General features: G+C 68.9%; 17 protein-coding genes and 1 pseudogene. 7 read left to right on the forward strand and 11 right to left on the reverse strand.

Annotated features, from left to right (window positions below; translation table 11 throughout):
* Positions 1–11: 11 nt before the first annotated feature.
* From AC1DYD_RS23975 to AC1DYD_RS24020, 10 genes and pseudogenes are all read right to left on the reverse strand, one after another.
* Complete coding sequence (locus AC1DYD_RS23975; protein ID WP_478175304.1) at positions 12–1,259, reverse strand: Tm-1-like ATP-binding domain-containing protein; 1,248 nt, start codon at positions 1,257–1,259, stop codon at positions 12–14.
* A 495-nt stretch (positions 1,260–1,754) separates the two neighbouring features.
* Positions 1,755–2,252, reverse strand: a pseudogene (locus AC1DYD_RS23980) (ABC transporter ATP-binding protein); the annotation flags it as partial.
* Positions 2,252–3,070, reverse strand: a complete 819-nt coding sequence (locus tag AC1DYD_RS23985; RefSeq protein WP_478175255.1) for an ABC transporter ATP-binding protein — start codon at positions 3,068–3,070, stop codon at positions 2,252–2,254. The pseudogene AC1DYD_RS23980 and the gene AC1DYD_RS23985, both read right to left, overlap by 1 nt.
* Positions 3,071–3,194: 124 nt before the next feature.
* The gene (locus AC1DYD_RS23990) at positions 3,195–4,448 is read right to left on the reverse strand and encodes an ABC transporter substrate-binding protein (RefSeq protein WP_478175256.1); all 1,254 of its coding nucleotides are present in this window, start codon (positions 4,446–4,448) and stop codon (positions 3,195–3,197) included.
* Positions 4,449–4,464: 16 nt separating this feature from the next.
* On the reverse strand, positions 4,465–5,589 hold the full coding sequence (locus AC1DYD_RS23995) for a branched-chain amino acid ABC transporter permease (protein ID WP_478175257.1): 1,125 nt from the start codon (positions 5,587–5,589) through the stop codon (positions 4,465–4,467).
* 88 nt (positions 5,590–5,677) lie between these two features.
* The gene (locus tag AC1DYD_RS24000) at positions 5,678–6,619 is read right to left on the reverse strand and encodes a branched-chain amino acid ABC transporter permease (protein WP_478175258.1); all 942 of its coding nucleotides are present in this window, start codon (positions 6,617–6,619) and stop codon (positions 5,678–5,680) included.
* A gap of 55 nt (positions 6,620–6,674) precedes the next feature.
* Positions 6,675–7,958: a metal-dependent hydrolase family protein gene (locus AC1DYD_RS24005; protein WP_478175259.1), complete on the reverse strand. Its 1,284-nt coding sequence runs from the start codon at positions 7,956–7,958 to the stop codon at positions 6,675–6,677.
* 10 nt (positions 7,959–7,968) lie between these two features.
* Positions 7,969–9,258 carry a metal-dependent hydrolase family protein gene (locus AC1DYD_RS24010; RefSeq protein WP_478175260.1) on the reverse strand — a complete coding sequence of 430 codons (1,290 nt, stop codon included), beginning with the start codon at positions 9,256–9,258 and terminating at the stop codon, positions 7,969–7,971.
* Positions 9,246–10,058: an alpha/beta fold hydrolase gene (locus AC1DYD_RS24015; protein ID WP_478175261.1), complete on the reverse strand. Its 813-nt coding sequence runs from the start codon at positions 10,056–10,058 to the stop codon at positions 9,246–9,248. Before AC1DYD_RS24015 ends, AC1DYD_RS24010 begins: the two co-directional genes overlap by 13 nt.
* 3 nt (positions 10,059–10,061) lie before the next feature.
* Positions 10,062–10,928, reverse strand: a complete 867-nt coding sequence (locus AC1DYD_RS24020) for a fumarylacetoacetate hydrolase family protein (protein WP_478175262.1) — start codon at positions 10,926–10,928, stop codon at positions 10,062–10,064.
* 169 nt (positions 10,929–11,097) lie between these two features.
* On the opposite strand from AC1DYD_RS24020, the gene AC1DYD_RS24025 reads away from it, so the two are divergent.
* Together AC1DYD_RS24025 and AC1DYD_RS24030 are read left to right on the forward strand one after the other, a co-directional pair.
* Positions 11,098–11,805: a TetR/AcrR family transcriptional regulator gene (locus AC1DYD_RS24025; RefSeq protein WP_478175263.1), complete on the forward strand. Its 708-nt coding sequence runs from the start codon at positions 11,098–11,100 to the stop codon at positions 11,803–11,805.
* Between the two features lie 112 nt (positions 11,806–11,917).
* Complete coding sequence (locus AC1DYD_RS24030) at positions 11,918–13,549, forward strand: long-chain fatty acid--CoA ligase (RefSeq protein WP_478175264.1); 1,632 nt, start codon at positions 11,918–11,920, stop codon at positions 13,547–13,549.
* A 153-nt stretch (positions 13,550–13,702) separates the two neighbouring features.
* On the opposite strand, the gene AC1DYD_RS24035 is transcribed toward AC1DYD_RS24030, so the two are convergent.
* Positions 13,703–14,206, reverse strand: a complete 504-nt coding sequence (locus AC1DYD_RS24035; protein WP_478175265.1) for a MarR family winged helix-turn-helix transcriptional regulator — start codon at positions 14,204–14,206, stop codon at positions 13,703–13,705.
* Positions 14,207–14,345: 139 nt separating this feature from the next.
* Here AC1DYD_RS24035 and badH point away from each other — a divergent pair, with 139 nt between their 5' ends.
* The 5 genes from badH to AC1DYD_RS24060 all read left to right on the forward strand — a co-directional run bounded on the left by badH (position 14,346) and on the right by AC1DYD_RS24060 (position 19,898).
* A complete protein-coding gene (badH, locus tag AC1DYD_RS24040; RefSeq protein ID WP_478175266.1) occupies positions 14,346–15,113 on the forward strand; it encodes a 2-hydroxycyclohexanecarboxyl-CoA dehydrogenase in 768 nt (255 codons plus the stop codon).
* 40 nt (positions 15,114–15,153) lie between these two features.
* Entirely contained in the window at positions 15,154–15,936 is a 783-nt protein-coding gene (badI, locus tag AC1DYD_RS24045; RefSeq protein WP_478175267.1) for a 2-ketocyclohexanecarboxyl-CoA hydrolase, read from the forward strand.
* A gap of 87 nt (positions 15,937–16,023) precedes the next feature.
* Positions 16,024–17,175 (forward strand): cyclohexanecarboxyl-CoA dehydrogenase, encoded by a 1,152-nt coding sequence (gene aliB, locus AC1DYD_RS24050; RefSeq protein ID WP_478175268.1) that lies wholly within the window; start codon positions 16,024–16,026, stop codon positions 17,173–17,175.
* A gap of 41 nt (positions 17,176–17,216) precedes the next feature.
* Positions 17,217–18,860 (forward strand): cyclohexanecarboxylate-CoA ligase, encoded by a 1,644-nt coding sequence (aliA, locus tag AC1DYD_RS24055; RefSeq protein ID WP_478175269.1) that lies wholly within the window; start codon positions 17,217–17,219, stop codon positions 18,858–18,860.
* Positions 18,861–18,905: 45 nt separating this feature from the next.
* Positions 18,906–19,898 carry a Bug family tripartite tricarboxylate transporter substrate binding protein gene (locus tag AC1DYD_RS24060; RefSeq protein ID WP_478175270.1) on the forward strand — a complete coding sequence of 331 codons (993 nt, stop codon included), beginning with the start codon at positions 18,906–18,908 and terminating at the stop codon, positions 19,896–19,898.

The following is a 19,898-nucleotide window of genomic DNA, read 5'->3' on the forward strand; positions in this document are numbered from 1 at the left end:
ATCGCTTTCGTTCAGGCCCGCCGCGCGCCGACCGGCGTCCGCGAGACCTCGTGCCAGGCCGAGACCAGGGCCTCGGCGAAGGCCTCGTCGTTGATGTGCAGCGGCAGCCGGATCAGCTTGCGGTCCGGGCCGGCACGGAAGGCGCGCTCGATGCTGCCGAAGAGCTGCCGGTCGGCCTCCGGGTCGTGGAAGGGCTGGCCTGGGCGGTCGATCGCCGAGACGCCGCCCTCGGGGATCAGGAAGCGCACCGGGCCGCGCATCGCATTGAGCTTCGTGGCGATGAACTCGCCGATCGCCCGGCACTCGTCGGCCGAGGTCCGCATCAGCGTGACGGTCGGGTTGTGGCGATAGAGCCGCCGGCCCTTGAAGCGTTCGGGCACGGTGTCCCAGGCGCCGAAGTTGACCATGTCGAGGGCGCCGCAGGAGCCCACGTAGGGCAGCGCATGGCGGGCGAACACATCGAGCCGGGTCGGACCGGCCGACAGCACGCCGCCGACGATCTGGTCCGCGATCTCGGTGGTCGAGACATCGATCGCGCCGGCGATCAGGCCCGACTCGGCCAGCTTCTCCATCGACTGGCCGCCGACGCCGGTGGCGTGGAACACCAGGCAGTCCCAGTGGTCTTCGAGCCGGTGCGTGACCGCCTGGACGCAAGGCGTGGTGACGCCGAACATGGTCAGCCCGATCGCCGCCTTGGTGACGGCGGATGCCGCCGGCGGATGCGCGATCATCCCGGCCAGCGCGTGGGCCGCATTGGCCAGCACCAGCTCGCTGATGCGATGGATGCCCTGCACGTCGGTGACCGAGTACATCATGCAGATGTCGCTCGGTCCGACATAGGGCCGCGTGTCGCCGCTGGCCATGGTCGAGACCATCATCTTGGGCAGGCCGATCGGCAGCGCGCGCATGCCCTGCGTCGCCATCGAGGTGCCGCCCGAACCGCCGGCCGAGATGAGGCCGCCGAGGTCGCGGCGCGTGCCGAGGAAGGCCTCGAAGGCCAGCGCCATGGCCGCCATGGCACTTCCCCGGTCGTTGCTGAACACCGCCGACTCGCCCTGCGGATGATGGCGCGCCACTTCGCGCGGGTGCACGCTGGCCGGCGAGGGCTTGCCCGAGGTCGACAGGTCGACCGTGACCACGCGCAGGCCCAGCTTCTCGAGGCACTGGCGCAGGTAGGCCAGCTCGCGGCCCTTGGTGTCGAAGGTGCCGGCCACGTAGGCAGAACGCTCGCTGCTGGCGGCGACCGGGAACTCGAACACGCGCGGCGAGTCGGCGGCCGGTGGGGCGGCTGCCGCTTCGGACGCGATCGGTGCCGCAGCGATGCGGACGATGTCGGCCACCGGCGCCGCGGCGCCCCCGGCATTCCAGCGCGTGAAGCCGCGCACCGTGCTCGGCGCCAGGTCGTCGAGCGAGGGGGCGCCGTCGCCGTGCGCGCGGCGCACCGTGAAGACCTGCGTGGCCGCCGGGCGATCGTCGTCCACGGGCGCCGCCTCGTCTTCCTCCTCGCCGTGGCCGCCCGAGCGCACGCCGAGCAGCCGCTCCTGCAGCGCGCGGTCGGCCGCCAGCTCGGCCGCCGGCATCTGCCGCGCGATGCGGCCGTTGACCATCAGGCCGATGCGGTCGGCCACCGAGATCGCGACGCCGAGGTTCTGTTCGATCAGCAGCACCGCGATGCGGCCTTCGGCCGCCAGCTCGCGCAGCGACTGCGCCACCTGCTCGACGATCATCGGCGCCAGGCCCTCGGTGGGCTCGTCCATCACGAGCAGCTTCGGGTTCAGCAGCAGGGCGCGCCCGATCGCCAGCATCTGCTGCTCGCCGCCCGACAGCTGTGCGCCGCCATGGCCGCGGCGTTCGGCCAACCGCGGAAACATCGCATAGACGCGGTCGACCTCGCGCCGCCGGCTGGCCACTAGCCGCAAGGTCTCGTCGACCGACAGCGAGGGCCAGACCCGGCGGCCCTGGGGCACGTAGGCGATGCCGCGCTTCGTGATCTCGTTCGGCGCCAGGCCGAGGATCTCCTCGCCCGCGAGCCGGATGCTGCCGCGCGCCGGCACCAGGCCGGTGATCGCATTGCACAGCGTGGTCTTGCCCATGCCGTTGCGCCCGACGATGCCCAGCACGCCGCGTTCGAGCGTCAAGCCGACGCCTTGCAGCGCGTGGGCACCGCCGTAGTACACATCGAGCGAATCGATGGCGAGGATGGGTGCGCCGCCGGGCGCGGCGTCTTCGCGGTCGGTGCCGAACCATGCCATCAGTGCCTGCTCCCCATGTAGATCGCCTGCACCTGCGCGTCGGTCTCGATCTCGGCCGGCGTGCCGGTGCGCAGCACCCGGCCGTTGTGCATCACGGTGACCCGGTCGACCACGCGCAGCGCGATGTCGAGGTCGTGCTCGATCAGCACGAAGCTCATGTGCGCCGGCAGCGAACCCAGCAGCGCGACCAGTTCGCGCCGCTCGACCGGCGACAGGCCCGCGGCCGGCTCGTCGAACAGGATCAGGCGCGGCGCGCCGGCCAGCGCCATGCCGATCTCCAGCTGCCGCTGTTGACCGTGCGCCAGGTTGGCGACGCGTTCATCCGCAATATGGCTCAGGCGAGAGCGCTCGAGCAGGTCGTGGGTCGCTCGCGTCGAGGCATGGCCGGCCCGCGCGCGCATGAAACTGAAGCGGCCGCTGGCGACACCGCGCACCGCCAGGAACAGGTTGTCGCGCACCGTCAGGTCGCGAAACAGCAGCGAGGACTGGTAGGTGCGGCGCAGGCCCTTGCGAATGCGGTCGTGCGGCGGCAGCTCGGTGATGTCCTCGCCGAAGAAATGGATGCGCCCCGCGGTCGGCGGGAAGTCGCCCGTGATGGCGTTGAAGAGCGTGGTCTTGCCGGCCCCGTTGGAGCCGAGGATCGCGTACTTCTGCCCGGCCGTGACGGTGAGCGAAACCTCGTCGACCGCCCGCAGCGCGCCGAAGGCACGCGTCACCCCGTCCAGCCGCAGCGCGTCGCCCGAGAGCAGCTGCGCGCCGTCGCCGGCAGACGTGCCGCCGCGCGCCGCGGCCGGCCTGAGCGGGGTGATCGTGGCCATTCTCAGGTTTCCGGCGATGCCAGGCCCCTTCGGGAAACACCGCGGAACCGGCTTTGCCGGGCCGCCGGTGCTGCCCCCTCGAGGGGGGAGGCGGCTACACGCAGTGAGCAAGCAACGGGGGGGGTCATTTCCTGCAGTCGGGGACGTCGCGCGAGCCCAGGCCCATCTTCTTGAATTCCGCCTCGGGCAGTCCCAGCGTCTGCGTGATGTTCGGCACCGACTTCACGACCTTGTTGTAGAAGGAGCCGTCGGGCGCCTTCGCCACCTCGGTGATGTAGGTGGTGCCGACGCCGTTGCGGTTGGCGTCGATTCTGACCTCGCCGGCCGGGCCCTTGAAGCTGGTCTTCTGCAGCGCCTCGCGGTAGGCCTTCTGGCCGTTCGAGAGGTCGCCCTTGACCGCATCGAGGCCGTCGAGCGCCGCCTTGGTGTTGATGTAGTACAGGTAGGCGAACAGCGACGGACTCGGGAAGCCGTCCTTGAAGGTGGCCTTGTAGTCGGCCACGAACTTCTTCCACTCGGGCGTGTCGATCGAGTCGGCCATCGGCCCGGCCGAGGCGGTGCCGAGCAGTGATTCACGCCGCTTGCCCTTGAAGTTCAGCACCGTCTGGTCGACCGTGATCGAGCCGCCGACCATCGGCTTGTCGCCGCCGGCCTGCTCGTACTGGGTCAGGAAGTTGACCGCGTCGGAGCCGCCCAGCACCACCACCAGCGCATCGACGTCCTTCGGGATCTTGGCGATCACCGAGGCGTAGTCCTTGGTGCCCAGCGGCACCCAGGCCTTGTCGACCACCTTGCCGCCCTTGGCGCAATAGCTGGCCATGAAGCCCTGCACTTGCGAGTACGGGAAGCCGTAGTCCTCGGCGATCAGGAAGGTCTTCTTGTAGCCCTTCGAGAGCGCATGTTCGCCCAGGCCGACCATCCACTGCGCGCCCTCGGTGTTGAAGCGGTAGAAGTTCGGCGCCGGGTCCGAAAGCGTCGTCGCCTGCGCGCCGGACGAGCCGTTGACGAAGGTGATGTTCGGCTGCGTCTTCGCGTAGTTCTTGACCGCGATGCCTTCGTCGCCCGACAGCGGGCCGATCATGATCTGCACCTTGTCCTGCTCGACGGCCTTGCGCGTGGCATTGACCGCCTTGTCCGGCGTGGCGTCGGACGAGACCTTGACGAACTCGATCTTCTTGCCTCCGGCCATGCCGTTCTTTTCCTTCAGCGCGAGATCCGCGCCGCGCATGCTGTCCTGGCCGGGCGCCGCGAACGGGCCCTCCAGCGTGGCCAGCAGGCCGATCTTCAAGGTCTCCTGGGCCTGCGCCAGGCCGCCCATCGCGACCAGTGCCGCGCCAGCCAGGATGCTGCGACCGAAAATTCCGTTGCCTCTGCTCATGTCTCGCTCCTTCTTGTCATCGATGAAAGCGGCCACGGCCGCGGGGGGTGAAAGAGGCGCCCAGACGGTGGCGCAGGCTCTGCCAGAGGCCCAGCAAGCCGTCCGGGGAAAACAGCACGATCGCGAGGAAGACGCCGCCGATCACGAGATTGAAGCGTTCGCGGTCGACCAGGTCGATGGCGAAGTTCTGCAGCAGCACGAACACGATGGCGCCGACGAAGGCGCCGATCGGGTGCTTCATGCCGCCGAGCACGGCGATGATGAGAATGTTGATCATCGCGCCGGTACCGACGGTCCCGGGCGAGATCCGGCCGTTGTACCAGACCATCAGCACGCCGCCCACCGCGGCCAGGAAACCGGCCACCGCATAGGCGGCGACCCGGTGCGCGGTCACGTTGTAGCCCAGCGCCTGCATGCGGCGCGGGTTGTCGCGGATGCCCTGCAACGCGATGCCGAAAGGTGCCCGGACCAGGTGCTTGACGAAGAAATAGCCGCCGAGCGCACAGGCCAGCACCAGGAAGTAGAAGGGCATGGGCTCGTGCAGGTCGAGCGCGAACACGGTCGGCGGCGCGATGCGGCTGAAGCCCTGGAAGCCGTTGAAGAGCGTGTAGTTCTGCTGCGCCAGGTAGAAGAAGGCCACGCCCACCGCGAGCGTGATCATGATGGTGTAGATGCCCTCGGTGCGCACCGACAGCCAGCCGATGCCCGCCGCCACGACGGTCGCCAGCGAGACCGCCACGACCAGCGCCAGCCACCAGGGCCAGCCCAGGCTGATCGCGAGATTGCTGCTGGTGCCGAAGATCGCCAGCATGTAGGCGGCGAAGCCCGCGACCGTCATCTGTGCCAGCGACACCATGCCGCCATAGCCGCCGAGGAAGGTCAGCGACAGCGCGATCAGCCCGAGCGCCAGCGACTGGGCGCCGATCTGGAAGGTGAAGAAGGGCGTGGCGAAGAAGGGGTAGGCCAGCACGAAGGCGATGACCAGCAGGTGGCGCAGCCTGACGGCGCGCAGTGCGGAGCGCCACCCCGACCAGACCGCCGCCTGCGCATCGGAACGGCCGGATGCCGCGGCCGGGTGCAGCAGCAGCGGCGCGCGCGTGTCGCGTCCGCCGCGCGCGGCCGCGGCCGCGGAACCATTCATGGCCCGCCGCCAGCGCGCGGCGCTCACTCGGAAACCTCCGCGCTTCGCACTGCGGTGCGAGCTTGCTTGGGGCGGCCCGGCGCGGCGCTCATGTGCTCTTCCCCATCAGGCCGCGCGGCTTGAAGGCCAGCGCCACCACCATGATCACGAAGGTGAAGACCACGCTGTAGGTCGGGGCGTAGGCCAGGCCGAACTGCTCGGCCAGGCCGATCAGCAGGGCGCCGATGGCGGCCCCGACCACGCTGCCCATGCCGCCGACGATCACCACCACCAGCGAGGCCAGCAGGTAGCGGATGTCCTCGCCGGGCGAGATCGACAGCGCGGTGCCGCCCACCACGCCGGCCAGCCCGGCCAGGCCGGCGCCGATCGCGAAGGTCAGCGCGAAAACCCGCTGCACGTTGACGCCGGAGGCCGCCAGCATGGCGCGGTCGTCGACGCCGGCGCGGATCATCATGCCGATGCGCGTGCGGGCCAGCAGCAGCCAGAGCCCGACGCCGATCGCGATCGAGGCCAGCAGCACGAAGAGGCGATAGGTCGGGAACTTGGCGACCAGGGGCAGGGTGGTCGAACCGTAGATCCAGGCCGGCGGGTCGAAGGTATAGATCTCGGCGCCCCAGATCCAGAGCATCAGGTCGGCCAGCACGATCGACAGGCCGATCGTGACCAGCGTCTGCCGCAGGTCCTGGCCCTGCATGTGGCGGAACACCAGCAGTTGCATCAGCAGGCCCATCGCCGCGGCGGCGAGGAAGCCGGCGACGACCGCCAGCACCCAGGAGCCGGTGCGCTCGCCGACGAACCAGCCAACGTAGGCACCGAACAGGTAGAGCGAGCCGTGCGCGAGATTGACGTTGCGCATCAGGCCGAAGACCAGCGTGAAGCCGCTGGCGACCAGGAAGTACAGCGACGCCAGCGTCATGCCGTTGAGCAGGGTCTTGAAGAACAGCGTCGCGTTGTCGGCGACTGCCCAGACCACGAAGGCCGCGATCGGCAGGCCGAACAGCAGCCACAGCGCCAGGCTCTTTCGGCTCATCGGAGCACCTCCGCGCGACGCGCTTCGGTATTCGCCTTGGGAGCGGCCCGGCGGCTCATGCAGCGCGCCCCCAGGCCCGCTGCGAGGCGATCTCGGGCGCCTTGGCGAACTCGCCGTCCTTCATCACCGCGAGGATGCGCTTCGGGTCGCGCAGGATCGACAGGTTGGCCAGCGGATCGCCGTCGACCAGCATCAGGTCGGCGAGATAGCCTTCCTTGATGCAGCCGAGTTCGTCGGGCCGCATCATGATCTGGCCGCCATACAGCGTGGTCGCTCGGATCGCCTCCATCGGCGTGAAGCCCAGGTACTTGACGAAGAACTCGAGGTCCCGCGCGTTCTGGCAATGGGGCGTGAAGGCGAAGCCGTAGTCGCCGCCGGGCAGCACGCGGATGCCGCGCTTGTGCATCTTCGCGAGCGACACGATGGCCGCCTCCCATTCGGTCTCGTAGCCCATGCCGACCGCCATGTCGTGCGTGATGCCGTAGGGCTCGGCCTCGTACAGCATGGCGTAGAGGATCGCGATACCGGGAGCGACGAAGACCCGGTCCTTGGCGGCCTCGAGCATGTCGAGCGCCTCGTTGTCGGCGAAGCTCGCGTGGTAGATCAGGTCGATGCCGTGCCGCAGCGCCTGCTTGACGCTCTCGGACGAGCGCGCATGGGCGATGCCGCGCTTGCCGCGGATGCGCACCTCGCGCATCGCGGCCTCGACTTCCTCGTCCATCATCCAGGAGGTCTCGGACGGCGACTGGGGCGTGAAGTTGTCGCCCGAGAGGTTGAGCTTGATCGAGTCGACACCGTACTTGAGGAACAGCCGCACCGCCTTGCGCATCTCCTCGGGCCCCGAGATGTTGACGCCGAAGCTGAACTCGGGGAAGGGCAGGTGCGGCAGGGTCTCGTCGCCGAGGCCGCCGAGCACCGTGATCTCCTGGCTGGCCGCGAGGTAGCGCGGGCCGGGGATCTGGCCGGCGTTGATCGCGTTGCGGATCACGACGTCGAGCCGCGGCTTGGCGCAGGCGGCGCCGACGCAGGAAGTGAAGCCGGCCTCGAGGTAGCGCCGCGCGACCTTGGCGCACCACAGCACGTGCTCCTCGAGCGGCAGGGTCTGGATCTCGGCCAGTGTGGCGGCGTCGTTCCACGAGAAGTGCGTATGGGCCTCGCACATGCCGGGCATCAAGGTGGCGCCGGCGCCGTCGATCACGGCGGCGCCGCCGGGCGCGATCGGCGCCGTGCTGCGGCCGACCTGGCGGATGCGGTTGCCGCGCACCAGCACGCTGCCGCCGTAGGGGTTCTGCCCCGTGCCGTCGAGGATGCGGACGTTGGTGAAGACGACATCGGCCATGGCGGTTCTCCTAGGCGGCCCAGCGCGTGGTGCGCGCCGCGCGCAGCGGGGGCGCGCGATGGAACTCGCCGTCCTTCATGACGGCCAGGATGCGGGCCTTGTCCTGCAGCACCGTGATGTCGGCCAGCGGATCGCCGTCGATCAGCAGGATGTCGGCCAGGCAGCCCTCGCGGATGTAGCCGAGCACCTTGCCCATGCGCATCATCGGGCCGCCCCAGGCGGTGGCCGACAGCAGCGCCTCCATGGTGCTCATGCCGACGTACTTGACGAAGTACTCGAGGTCCTTCGCGTTGGTGCCGTGCGGCGTCCAGGCGAAGCCGTAGTCGCCGCCCGGCAGGATGCGGATGCCGCGCTTGCGCAGCGCGCGCATGCTCTCGATCGCCGCCTCGAGCTCGCGGTGGTAACCCATCTTCCGCGTCACCTCCTCGGTGAGGCCCCATCGGCTCGCGTGATGGCAGGTGTTGATCAGCCAGGCCAGGCCCGGCGCGATGAAGTGCTCGGTCTTGTGGGCCTCGAGCATGTCGAGCGCCTCGCTGTCGGTGAAGCTGGCGTGGTAGATCACCTCGATGCCCTGCTTGACGCACTGCTTGATCGACCAGGTGGAGCGCGCATGCGCCGCCACGCGCTTGCCCCAGGCCTTGGCCTCCTGCACGCAGACCGTGATCTCCTCCTCGGTGAACTGGCTCATCTCGCTCGGCATGCCGGTGATCGACTCGCCCGAGAGATTGATCTTCACGGAGTCGACGCCGTACTTGGCGAACATCCGCACGCAGCGGCGCATCTCTTCGGCACCGCTGACGATCGCGCCGAAGGCGAACTCGGGCTGCGGCAGGTGCGGCCGCGTGGTGTCGCCGAGGCCGCCGGGCACCGTGATCTCCTGGCTGGCCGCGAGGTAGCGCGGGCCGACGATGGTGCCGTCGTTGATGGCGTTGCGGATCACGACGTCGAGCCGCGGCTTGGCGGTGGCGGCGCCGACGCAGCTGGTCCAGCCCATGTCGAGGTAGCGCTTCGCGACCTCGGCGCACCACAGGATGTGCTCCTCGGGCGGCATGCGCTGGATCGCGTCGAGACTCGGCTGGTCGTTCCACGAGAAATGCGTGTGGGCCTCGACCATGCCCGGCATCAGGAAGGCGCCGGCGCCGTCGATCACCTGCGCGCCGGACACCGGCGCCGGGCGCGCGCCGTAGCCGGTCTTGACGACGCGCGCGATGCGGTTGCCCTGCACCAGCACATCGCCGCTGAAGGGCGCCTCGCCGCCGCCGTCGAAGATCCGCACGTTGGTGAACATCACGTCGGCCATGTCAGGCTCCTTGCATGGGTCGCGAGGAAGTCGCGCAGCTCGCGCTGGCACTCGTCGGGGCGCTCGATCGGGGTCCAGTGGCCGCAGCGTGGCAGCACCACCACGCGCTTGCTTTCTGCGCGGTGCAGCCGCTCGGCCATCGCGCGCACGGCCTGCGGCGGCGCCACGCCGTCTTCATCTCCGGTCACCAGCAACACCGGTGCTTCGATCTGCTCGACCGCGGCGGCCTGGGCGCCGGCCAGGGCTTCGCAGCTGCGTGCATAGGCCTCGCCCTCCTGGCGCATCAGGCTTTCTCGGACATAGGCCACGGCCACGGGCAGCCGCTGGCGGGTATCGGCCGAGATGGCGCCCTGCAGCAGCGCCTGGGTGATCTCCTGCATGCCGGCCGCGCCCTCGCGCGCCTTGGCGGCCCGCGCAGTCATCGCGGTGCGCGCCGCATCGGGCGGCGCGATCAGCGGACCGAACAGCGCCACGCTCGCGACCCGCTTCGGATGCAAGGCAGCGACGTGCTGGCAGACGATGGTGCCCATCGAATGGCCGATCCAGTGCGCGCGGGTGACCTTGAGGCGATCGCAGACGTCGAGCATCGTCGCGACATAGCGCTCGATCGACAACGCACCCTCGGCGCGCTGCGAGCGGCCGCTGCCCGGCAGGTCGACCCGGATCACCCGATGCCGCGCCAGCACCGGCATCAGCGGCGTGTAGGTGTTGGAGCTGCCGCCGAGCCCGTGCACGCAAACGACGGCCGGGCCTTCGCCTTCTTCTTCCACCGCGATGCGGTCGATCCACTGGAAGCCCATGGCCTACTCGAAACGGTTCTCGATGACGCCGATGCCGTCGACCTCGATACGCACCACGTCGCCCGAGCGCAGCCATTGCGGCGGCTTCAGGCCCATGCCCACGCCGGAGGGCGTGCCGGTGGCGATCACGTCGCCCGGGTACAGCGTGATGCCGCGCGAACAGGTCTCGATCAAGGTCGGGATGTCGAAGATCATGTCGCGCGTCTGGCCGTCCTGGCGCGGCGCGCCGTTGACCCAGCCGCGCACGCGTGTCGCGCGTCCGTCCATTTCGTCGGCAGTGACGATCCAGGGGCCCATCGGACAGAAGGTGTCGAAGCTCTTGCCCAGGTCCCACTGCTGGTGGCGCATCTGGACGTCGCGCGCCGTGACGTCGTTGACCACCGTGTAGCCGAACACATGGTCCATCGCGTGGGCGGCGAGGATGTCGCGCCCGCCGCGGCCGATGACGACCGCGAGCTCGGATTCGTAGTCGATCTGGATCGATGCGGCCGGCGAGGGCAGGCGCACCGTATCGTGCGGCCCGACGACGCATTCGCCGAGCTTGCCGAAGACGATCGGCCAGGGATCGGTCTCGGGCATCGCGGCGCGGAACACCGAGCCGGCCAGCTCGGCCGCATGCGCACGGTAGTTGCGCCCGACGCAGAAGAGGCTGCGCAGCGGACGCGGCAGCGGCGCGCGCAGCGTGACCACCTCGACCGGCAGCCGCGTCCCCGAAGGCTGCGGCAGCGGCTCGCCGCGTGCCAGCGCCTGGATCAGCGGCAAGGTCCCGAGCGATGGGTCGCGAACGCCCAGCGGCGTGGCCTCCCGCCCGTCCGGCGAGATCGTGCCCACGTGGTCGCGTCCACCCCAACTCCAGCTTGCCAGGCGCATCGACTTTGTCTCCATATCGCCTCGCGGTCCGGCCGGTGTGCACCGGCGGCCTCGAAGTCCAGGAAGTCATGTTTGAGACTTGCGTCTCAAATCGGGATGGCTGCATCATACGATCCGGCATCCGCTGTTCACAATAGACCGCAGGCACCTCAAGGCCCGTACAAACCCGATGGCGAGACTGAAACACAAGCTGAGCGAACCGCCGACGCCTCCTGAGCGCGGCGTCCGGGCCGCCACCTTCCGGCTGCTGCTCGACACCGCCATGACCATCATCCAGGAGAGCGGTCACATTCCCTCGGTGGCCGAGGCGGCGGCGCGCTCGAAGGTGTCGCGGGCCACGGCCTACCGCTATTTCCCGAGCCGCAGCGCGCTGGTCACCGCGGTGATCGACAGCTCGCTCGGGCCGGTGCGCAAGCTGGCGTCCGCCAACCCCAACGGCCGCGACCGCGTGCACGAGCTGTTCCTGCAGACCTTCCCGCGCTTCAAGGAGTTCGAGGCACAGCTGCGTGCCGCCGCCCAGCTCTCGCTGGAGCAGTGGGGGCTCGAGCGCGCCGGGCTGCTGGAGGAGGAGCCCTATCGGCGCGGCCATCGCGTGCGGATCCTCGAGCACGCGATCGAGCCGCTGGCGCCCTTGATGAGCCCGGCCGTGCGCGACCGGCTGCACCACGCGCTGTCGGTGGTCTACGGCATCGAGCCCTACGTGATCCTCAAGGACATCTGGGGCCTGGGCGATCGGGAGGTCGAACGCACGGCGCTGTGGATGGCCGACGCCCTGATCGATGCGGCGCTGCGCGACGCCGAGCAGAAGCCGGTCCGTCCGCGCCCGCCCAGGCCCAGGACCGCCAAGACGGGCGCCTCGGCCGCGAAGCGCAGTTGAGGCAGGAAGACTGCTCGAAATCCCTGGCGCCCCTGGCGGCCGAGGCCGGCCTCGTCCTATCATGCGGCGCGGTCCGGATTCGATTGCGACAAGCAGCCACGGAGACACCCCGATGAAGTCCACCATGATGCCGGTGCAGCTCAGCACCAACATGATCCTCGAACGTGCCGGAACCTACTTCGGCGACCGTGGCGTGCTGGGACGCCTGCCCGACAAGTCGACCTACCGGCGCAGCTACGGCGAGATCCGGCGCCGGGCCCGGCAGCTGGCGCAGGCCTTGCGCGCCAAGGCCGGCATCGCGCGGGGCGAAGCGGTCGCGACGATGAGCTGGAACCACGCCTGGCACCTGGAGTGCTACTTCGGCATCCCGGCGGCGGGCGCGGTGCTCCATACCCTCAACCTGCGGCTCTCGCCCGAGGACATCGCCTACATCATGGAAGACGCCGGCGACCGGGTGCTGGTCGTCGACGACGTGCTGCTGCCGATCTGGGAGCGCGTGTCGCCCCTGCTCAAGCAGCAGCCGCGCGTCGTCGTCGTGCCCTTCGGCGGCGCCGCATTGCCCGCCGGCATGCAGAGCTACGAGGACTTCATCGAGGGCGACGCCAGCGCCTACCAATACCCGGAGCAGGACGAGAACGAGGCCGTCGGCATGTGCTACACCTCGGGCACCACCGGACGGCCGAAGGGCGTCGTCTACTCGCACCGCTCGATGGTGCTGCATGCCATCACCGGCTGCATCCCCGACCTGTTCGCGCTGTCGGTGCGCGACCAGGTCATGATGGTCACGCCGATGTTCCATGCCAATGCCTGGGCCGTTCCCTTCTCGGCCATGATGGTCGGCGCCGGCCAGATCCTGCCCGGCCCGCATCTCGGCGGCGAGGACCTGCTCGACCTGATGGAGGAGGGGCAGGCCACCATGGCGCTCGGCGTGCCCACCATCTGGATGATGATCTGGCAATCGCTCGTGAATCCAACGCGCGAACGCAAGCTCGTGAAAGGCATGCGGATGCTGGTCGGCGGCGCGGCGGTGCCGACCTCGATGATCGCCAACTTCGCGCAGCATGACATGCGCATCGTGCAGGGCTGGGGCATGACCGAGACCTCGCCGCTGGGCAGCGTGCCGGTCATCCGGCCCGAGCACCTGGCGCTGCCGCCCGAAGAGCAGCATGCGGTGCGCGCGATGCAGGGCATCGCGACGCCGCTGGTCGAGATGCGCATCGTCGACGAAGCCGAGGGCCTGCAGCCCTGGGACGGCAAGTCGGCCGGCGAAGTCCAGGTGCGCGGACCGTGGGTCACGGGGTCCTACCACGCGACGCCGAACGATCCGGGCAAGTTCACCCCCGACGGCTGGCTGCGCACCGGCGACATCGGGACCATCGACCCCAAGGGCTACATGCACCTGGTCGACCGCAGCAAGGACATGATCAAGTCGGGCGGCGAATGGATCAGTTCGGTCGAGCTCGAGAACCTGGCCATGGGCCATCCCGCGGTCGCCGAGGCCGCGGTGGTCGCGATCCCGCATCCGAAGTGGGGCGAGCGGCCGCTGGTGGTGGTGGTGCGGCGTCCAGGCGCGGAACTCGACGCGGCGGGGCTGCGCGAATTCCTGCGGCCGAAGCTGGCGCGCTTCCAGCTGCCCGACGACTTCGAGTGGGTCGAGGCGATCCCCAAGACCGCCACCGGCAAGTTCCTGAAGACCCGGCTGCGCGAGATGTACCGCGAGCGGTTGTCGCAGTCGCCGGACTGAAGCCCCGGGTGCCGCGCCTGCCTGCCGGCCGGTGCCGTGGTGCGCATGGGACCACGGCGGCACCTTGTTCCTCGACGAGGCGGGCGCCCTGGGTTCATGGCTCCATGGGACCACGGCGGCACCTTGTTCCTCGACGAGGCGGGCGCCCTGGGTTCATGGCTCCGGCACGCCACCCTGTTCATCGTCCACCCGCTGCATGTTCTCGAGGATCTTGAGCAGGTAGTGCAGGGTGTGCGTGACGTCGTTGACGGAAAAGCCGTCGAGGACTTTCTCGTAGTAGCCGTGGATCTTCGGCTGGGCTTCCACCAGCCACACATGCCGTCCTGATTCGGTCATGGTGACCAGGCGCGAGCGCCGGTCGCGTCCGTCGGGCGCGGTGCCGATGTGGCCGTCGCGCTCCATCCGGCTCAGCAGCCCGGAAAGATTCTGCCGGCTCACCTTGAGATAGCGCGCGAGATCTCCCACGCTCATCCCATCGCTCACCGCCGGCCTGGACAGCGCTCCGAGCACCGCCCACTGCTGCGTGGTCAGCCCTTCGGCCTCGACCGCTCGGGTCCCTGTTTTGTGCAACATATTGGCACATTGATACAGTCTGAAGAAAACGCGATTGGCAAGCTCCATCCGGGCTGTTTCGCTGTTTTCATTAGGGGTAACCATGATATTTCTCGTTGAAAAATTGCTATGCAAGCGCCAGACCGGCATCCTACAATAGGTAAACACATTGACGTAAAAGCAATCCGAACCAAGGATGCAGCCGTCAGACGATAGCAAGCTTGAAACCTGATTGGAGAACCTCATGCAAAGATTCGAAGGCAAGACAGTGGTGGTCACCGGCGGCGGTGGCGGGATCGGCGGCGCGACCTGCCGCCGCTTCGGACGCGAAGGCGCCAAGGTGGCGGTGTTCGACCTGAACCTCGACACGGCGGAGCAGGTCGCGGCCCGGATTCGCGCCGATGGCGGGCAGGCCGAGGCCTTCCGCTGCGACATCACCGAGCGCGCCGGCGTCGATGCCGCGGTGGCCGCCGTGGCGCAGCGTTTCGGTCCGATCGACGTGCTGGTCAACAACGCCGGCTGGGACGTGTTCAAGCCCTTCACCAAGACCGAGCCGGCGCAGTGGGACAAGCTGATCGCCATCAACCTCACCGGCGCCTTGCACATGCACCACGCGGTGCTGCCCGGCATGGCGGCGCGCAAGGCCGGCCGCATCGTCAACATCGCGTCCGACGCGGCGCGCGTCGGCTCCTCCGGCGAAGCGGTGTACGCCGCCTGCAAGGGCGGGCTGGTGGCCTTCTCGAAAACCATCGCCCGCGAGCATTCGCGCCACGGCATCACCGTCAACGTCGTGTGCCCGGGGCCGACCGACACGGCCTTGTTCGCCGAATACAAGGAAGGCGCGGGCAATCCCGAGAAGCTGATGGAGGCCTTCACGCGCTCGATTCCGCTGGGCCGCATCGGCCAGCCGGACGACCTGCCGGGCGCCATCCTCTTCTTCGCGAGCGATGACGCGGCCTTCGTCACCGGCCAGGTGCTGAGCGTCTCCGGCGGCCTGACCATGAACGGCTGAGCCCCGGCCTGAACCCCCTTCAACCCACAGAGAGAACATCATGGAATTCGAAGACATCCTCTACGAAGTACGCAACGCCGTGGCCTGGATCACCATCAACCGGCCCGAGAAGATGAACTCGTTTCGCGGCCAGACCTGCGACGAACTCATCAAGGCGCTGAACCGCGCCGGCTACGACCGCGGCGTGGGCGCCATCGTGCTGGCCGGCGCCGGTGACCGGGCCTTTTGCACCGGCGGCGACCAGTCCGCCCACGACGGCAACTATGACGGACGCGGCACCATCGGCCTGCCGATGGAAGAACTGCACGACGCGATCCGCAATGTGCCCAAGCCGGTGATCGCCCGCGTGCAGGGCTATGCGATCGGCGGCGGCAACGTGCTGTGCACGATCTGCGACCTGACGATCGCGTCCGAGAAGGCCATCTTCGGCCAGGTCGGCCCCAAGATGGGCTCGGTCGATCCGGGCTACGGGACCGCCTTCCTGGCCCGCGTGGTCGGCGAGAAGAAGGCGCGCGAGATCTGGTATCTCAATCGCCGCTACAGCGGCGCCGAGGCCGTGGCCATGGGCCTGGCCAACGCGGTGGTGCCGCACGACCAGCTCGACGCCGAGGTGCAGAAGTGGGCCGAGGAGATCTGCGAGCGCAGCCCCACGGCGATCGCCATCGCCAAGCGCAGCTTCAACATGGACACGGCGCATCAGAGCGGTATCGCCGGCATGGGCATGTACGCGCTCAAGCTCTATTACGACACCGAGGAATCGCGTGAAGGCGTCAACGCCCTGAAGGAAAAGCGCAAGCCCGACTTCCGCAAGTACGCCAAGTAAAGCCCCGTCCACCGCCTTTCGAAACCCCCGCAACGCCCGGCGCATCGCGTATCGCGCCGCGGCGCAGCGCACCCATGGAGACATGTCATGAACCCGTACCTCGACGAAGACCTGACCACGCTCGGCGACCACGCGCGCCGCTTCGCGACCGAACGCATCGCGCCCGGATTCCTGGAGCGCGACAAGAACCGCGAACTGGATCGTCGCCTGATGCGCGAAATGGGCGAGATGGGATTCATCGCGCCAGAACTGTCCGAGGCACATGGCGGCCAGGGCATGGGTTGCCTGGCCGCCGGCGTGATCCACGAGGAGATCGCGCGCGCCGACCTGAGCATGTCCTACGTCAATCTGCTGGCCTCGCTCAACGGCCAGATCCTCTCGCAGCACGGCCAGACCGACATCGTCAACCCGTGGCTGCGCAAGCTGACACGCGGCGAGGCGCTGCTCGCGATCGCCCTGACCGAGCCGCGCGGAGGCTCCGACGCGGCGAACCTGCGCCTGCGCGTGGAGCGCGTGGGCGACGCGTACGTGATGAACGGCGAAAAGACCTCGATCTCGGCCGCCGACCAGGCCGACGCGGCGGTGGTGTTCGGCCGCACGGGTTCGGTGGAATCGGCGGCCCATGGCGTCACCGCACTGCTGGTGCCGATGGATCTGCCCGGCATCACGCGCAACCGCTTCGACTGCCACGGCCAGCGCGCGATCGGCCGCGGCTCGTTGTTCTTCGAGAACGTGCGCGTGCCGGTGAGCCACCGGCTCGGCGCCGAGAACAAGGGCTTCGTGCAGGTGATGCAAGGCTTCGACTACTCGCGCGCGCTCATCGGCCTGCAAGTCCTGGCCGTGGCCCGCGTGGCACTGGAGGAGACCTGGGCGTACGTCGCCCAGCGCGAGGCCTTCGGCAAGCCGCTGTCGGCCTTCCAGGGCGTGTCGCACCCGCTGGCGGATTTCGACACCCAGATCACCGCCGCCCGCCTGCTGTGCCTGCAGACGCTGTGGCTGAAAGACAAGGGCGCGCCGCACACGGCCGAGGCGGCCATGTGCAAGTGGTGGGCGCCCAAGCTGGCCTACGACGCGATCCACCAGTGCCTGCTGATGTTCGGCCACGGCGGCTATGACCGTGGCGCGATGGAGCAGCGCCTGCGCGACGTGCTGGGCTTCCAGATCGGCGACGGCACGGCCCAGATCATGAAGACCATCGTGGCGCGCACCCGCGCCGGCCGCGATGCGGTGCCCGCCTGATCCGTCGACAACGACGCCCACCACAACGAGGAGACAAGACCATGGAATTCGACGCCGTATTGCTGCCCCCGCGCCGCGCCCGGATGGTGGCGCAGGGCCTCTGGCATGACCGCACCATCAACGACGACCTCGACGCCTGCCTGGCGGACTGCCCCGACAAGCTCGCGCTGACGGCGCTCCGGGTGGAAGAGGGCGCCACGATGCGCTTCACCTACCGCGAAATGGCCCGCATGGCCGATCGCATCGCGGTCGGGCTTTCCCGCCTGGGCGTGGGCCGCGATGACGTGGTGGCTTGCCAGCTGCCGAACTGGTGGCAGTTCACGCTGACCTACCTCGCCTGCTCGCGCATCGGCGCGGTGATGAATCCGCTCATGCACATCTTCCGCGAGCGCGAGCTGTCGTTCATGCTCAAGCACGGCGAAGCCAAGGTCGTGATCGTGCCGAAGACCTTTCGCGGCTTCGACTTCGAGCGCATGCTGGTCGAGCTGCAACCGGCCTTGCCGGACCTCAAGCAGATCGTGGTGGTCGACGGCGCGGGCGCCGACAGCTTCGAGGCGCTGCTCAGCGGTCCGGCCTGGGAGAACGAGCCCGACGCGCACGACATCCTCACGCGCAGCCGGCCCGGCCCGGATGACGTGATGCAGCTGATCTACACCTCGGGCACCACCGGCGAACCCAAGGGCGTGATGCACTCGGCCAACACCACGATGGCGAACATCATTCCCTATGCGCAGCGCCTGCGCCTGGGCGCCGGCGACGTGGTGCTGATGGCTTCGCCGATGGCGCACCAGACCGGCTTCATGTACGGGCTGATGATGCCGATCATGCTCAAGGCCAGCGCGGCGCTGCAGGACATCTGGGAGCCGAAGCGGGCGATCGAATTGATCCGGGCCGAGGGAGCCAGCTTCACGATGGCCTCCACGCCGTTCCTCGCGGACCTTGCCAGGACCGTCGCCGAAACGGGCCAGGAGGTACCGAGCCTGCGGACCTTCCTGTGTGCCGGCGCGCCGATTCCGGGCCCGCTGGTGGAGCAGGCGCGCCAGGTCCTGGGCACCAAGATCGTGTCCGCCTGGGGCATGACCGAAAACGGCGCGGTCACCCTGATCCGGCTGGACGACGACGATCAACGCGCCGTCACGACCGATGGGCTTGCGCTGCCCGGCGTCGAGCTCAAGGTGGTCGACGAGCACGACAGGGTGCTGCCACCCGACCAGCCCGGACGGCTGCTGGTGCGCGCCTGCTCCAACTTCGGCGGCTATCTGCGGCGCTCGCATCTCAACGGCACCGACGCCGACGACTGGTTCGATACCGGCGACCTGGCACGCATCGATGCGCAGGGCTACATCCGCATCACCGGCCGCAGCAAGGACGTGATCATCCGCGGCGGCGAGAACATTCCGGTGGTCGAGATCGAGTCGCTGCTGTACCGGCACCCGGACATCGCCATGGCCGCCATCGTCGCCTACCCCGATGAGCGCCTGGGCGAGCGGGCCTGCGCGGTGGTGGTGCCCAGGCCGGGCCACAGCGTCGACCTGCCCTCGATCGTGCAGTTCCTGAAAGGGCAGAAGGTGGCGCTCCAGTACATCCCGGAACGTCTGGTCGTGCGCGACGCGATGCCTTCCACGCCGTCCGGAAAGATCCAGAAATTCAAGCTGCGCGAGCTGCTGCGCGAGAACGCAGCCTGAGCGGCCACGCCTCACGCCTTCCCACCCATCCAAGGAGACAAGACCATGTTCATTCATACCGCAGCGGCCGCACGCCGGGGCCTGGCGCTCGCCGCCTTCGCCCTGTTCGGCATCGGCTGTTCCGCGCAGGCGCAGACGGCCGGCCACTGGCCCGCGAAGCCCATCCGCGTGGTCGTCGGCTTCGCGCCGGGCGGCACCACCGATGTCATGGCGCGCATCCTGTCGCAAGCCCTCTCCGAATCGCTGGGCCAAACGGTCATCATCGACAACAAGCCCGGCGCAAGCGGCAACATCGCGGCCTCGGAAGTGGTGCGCGCCGCGCCGGACGGCCACACCTTCCTGATCGCGCCCACCTCGGTGGAAACGGCCAACCCCTCGCTGTTCAAGTCGAACCTTCTGCCTTCGCGCGACCTGACGCCGGTGGCCAGTGTGGGACGGACCCAGATGTACCTGGTCGCGAAGCCCCAGATGGCCGCCAGGGACGTTCGGGAACTGGTGGCATTGGCCAAGGCCAAGCCGGGCACGCTGTCCTACGCTTCGGCCGGCGCCGGCACGGCGCCGCACCTCGCCTGCGAACTGTTCAAGCAGGCCACCGGCACCTACATCACCCACATCCCGTATCGCGGCGCGGCCCCTGCGCTGCAGGATGTGCTGTCGGGCCAGGCGGACTTCGTCTGCGACCCGGGCATCGCCTTCCCGCACATTCGCACCGGCAAGGTCAAGCTGCTGGGCGTCGTGAGCACCCGGCGCTCCCCGTTCTTTCCCGAGGTCCCGACCGTGAGCGAGCAGGGCTTTCCGGGGGCCAACCTCGACATCTGGTTCGGCCTGTGGGCGCCCAACGGGACTTCCCCCGACATCATGGCCCGCATGAGCCGCGAACTGGGCAAGGCATTGGCGCAGCCGGCCGTCAAGGCGCGCTATGCCGACCTCGGTGCCGAGCCGATCGCGATGGACACGGCGGACTTCCGCAAGCTGCTGGTCGACGAGGGCACGCTGTTGTCCGCGCTGATCAAGGAACAGAAGATCGTCGTGGACTGA

This window comes from Variovorax sp. P4_B11 (assembly GCF_056402355.1).